Below are 2,499 nucleotides of genomic sequence, written 5' to 3' on the forward strand. Positions count from 1 at the left end.
TGCGGCGCCGGCCCTGGCCGTCGCCGGCCTGCGCCGCCGCGCCCTGGCCGGCCGAGGCCGCGGCCTGCTGCGCCTCGGGGGCCGCCCCGGCCTCGGCCGCCTCGTCGTCGAGGCGCATGCTCAGGCCGATGCGCCGGCGCTCGGTGTCCACCTCGAGGACCTTGACCCGCACCACGTCGCCGGTGCGCACCACGGCCCGCGGGTCGCGGACGAACTCCCGGGCCATCGCCGAGATGTGCACCAGCCCGTCCTGGTGGACGCCGATGTCGACGAAGGCGCCGAAGTTGGTGACGTTGGTCACGTTCCCCTCGAGGACCATGCCGGGCTCGAGGTCCTCGAGGCTCTCGACGCCCTCGCGGAAGGCGGCGGTGCGGAACTCGGGCCGCGGGTCGCGCCCCGGCTTGGCCAGCTCGGCGAGGATGTCGCGCACCGTCGGCTCGCCGAAGCGCTCGTCGGTGTAGCGGCCCGGCTCGAGGGTGGCGAGGTAGGCCTCGTCGCCGATGAGCGAGGCGACGTCGCGGCCGGTGGCGGCGCAGATGCGCTCGACGACCGGGTACGCCTCGGGGTGGACGGCGGAGGCGTCGAGGGGGTTGTCGCCACCGGCGATGCGCAGGAAGCCGGCGGCCTGCTCGAAGGCCTTGGGGCCGAGGCGGGGGACGTCGTGGAGCTGCGCCCGGCTGCGGAAGGGGCCGCGCTCCTGGCGGTGGGCGACGAGCCGCTCGGCGAGCCCCGGCCCGAGCCCGGAGACGCGGGCGAGCAGGGGCGCCGAGGCGGTGTTGGCGTCGACGCCGACGGCGTTGACGCCGTCCTCGACGACGGCGTCGAGCTTGCGCCCGAGCCGCGCCTGGTTGACGTCGTGCTGGTACTGCCCGACGCCGATGGACTTGGGCTCGATCTTGACCAGCTCGGCGAGCGGGTCCTGGAGCCGCCGGGCGATGGAGACGGCGCCGCGCAGGGAGACGTCGAGCTCGGGGAGCTCGTGGGCGGCCTGCTCGGAGGCGGAGTAGACCGAGGCGCCGGCCTCGGAGACCACCACCTTGTGCAGCCCCAGCCCGGGGCGCTCGGCGAGGAGCTCGCCGACGAGGGCGTCGGTCTCCCGCGAGGCGGTGCCGTTGCCGATGGCGACGAGCTCGGCGCCGTGGCGCTCGGCGAGCCCGGCGAGGGTGCGCAGGGCCCCGGCGCGGTCGCGGCGCGGGGCGAAGGGGTGGAGGGTGGCGGTCTCGGCCACCGCGCCGGTGGCGTCGACGACGGCGGCCTTGACGCCGGTGCGCAGCCCCGGGTCGAGGCCGATGGTCGGCCGCGGCCCGGCCGGGGCGGCGAGCAGCAGGTCGTGGAGGTTGGCGCCGAAGACGCGGATCGCCTCCGCCTCGGCCTGCTCGCGGAGCTGGCGCTTGAGCGCCAGGTCGAGGTGGGTGGCGAGCTTCGCCCGCCAGGCCAGCCGGGCGGTGCGCGCCAGCCAGGCGTCCGCCGGGCGGCCGCGGTCGGCGAGGCCGAAGCGCCGGGCGACGGCCGCCTCGCCGACGCTCGGCGCCTCGCTCTCGCCGCGGGCCTCGGCCTCGGACCAGGCGATCCCCAGGCGCAGGACCTCCTCGGCCTGGCCGCGGAGCATGGCCAGCGCCCGGTGGGAGGGGATCCGGCGCAGCGGCTCGGCGTGCTCGAAGTAGTCGCGGAAGCGCGCCCCCGCCTCCTCCTGGCCCTCGGCTACCCGGCTGACCAGGTACCCCTGGCGCCAGCCGTAGTCGCGCAGCTCCTCGAGCAGGTCGGCGTCCTCGGCTAAGCGCTCCATGAGGATCTGCCGGGCGCCGTCGAGGGCCTGCTCGACGTCGGCGACGCCCGGCGCCTCGTCGCCCTCGGCCGCCTCGCCGGTGACGTAGGGGGCGGCGGCCTGCTCGGGGACCTGCGCCGGGTCGGCGAGGAGGCTGTCGGCGAGGGGCTCGAGGCCGGCCTCGCGGGCGATCTGCGCCTTGGTCCGGCGCTTGCGCTGGTAGGGGCGGTAGAGGTCCTCGACGCGGGTCTTGGTCTCGGCGGCGCCACCGTCCCCTTCGTCGCCCGCTCGCAGTTCACCGAGGCGGTGACCCTCTTCGCCGGCGTGCGCACCGCCGTGGAGTCCCACGTCCAGCTCCACGGCGTGCCCTCGGATCCGTCGAGCGAGGGCCTGCTCACCGGGCTGCGCACCAGCGGCGAGCACGTCGCCTCGGTGGACCTCACCTCAACTAGCGGGAGTGGCGAAGACGACAGCGGTATCGGGGTGGAGGTTACCTTCAAGGGGACGAGCGACGGGGTGCGCCCCGAGCTGGCGGGCAAGGCGGTCACCTTCACCTGGGACGGCACGGTCACCTCGGGGTGGACGTGCGCTCCGGGGGAGGTCAAGCAGGCCTACGCCACCGGCATCTGCGCCGAGTAGCGCCGCGCCCGGCGGCGTGGGCCGAGGGCCCGTCCCCGCGGGGAGGCCCGGGCCGTGCGGGGTACGCGGGCGCGGCGGGCGCCTCTACTGCTCGG

2 protein-coding genes are annotated in these 2,499 nt (G+C 76.7%); one reads left to right on the forward strand and one right to left on the reverse strand.

Translation table 11 applies throughout. The features are described from left to right. The coding region (locus tag CKO13_RS11610) for a Tex family protein (protein ID WP_420827070.1) at positions 1–2,113 on the reverse strand (2,113 nt) is incomplete at its 3' end. On the opposite strand from CKO13_RS11610, the gene CKO13_RS11615 reads away from it, so the two are divergent. After that, positions 2,072–2,404: a pilin gene (locus tag CKO13_RS11615; protein ID WP_200261206.1), complete on the forward strand. Its 333-nt coding sequence runs from the start codon at positions 2,072–2,074 to the stop codon at positions 2,402–2,404. The two genes, CKO13_RS11610 and CKO13_RS11615, sit on opposite strands and share 42 nt — an antisense overlap. The last annotated feature ends 95 nt before the right edge of the window (positions 2,405–2,499 follow it).

It is taken from the genome of Halorhodospira neutriphila (assembly GCF_016584055.1).
In the GTDB taxonomy this organism is placed as follows: Bacteria; Pseudomonadota; Gammaproteobacteria; order Nitrococcales; family Halorhodospiraceae; genus Halorhodospira; species Halorhodospira neutriphila.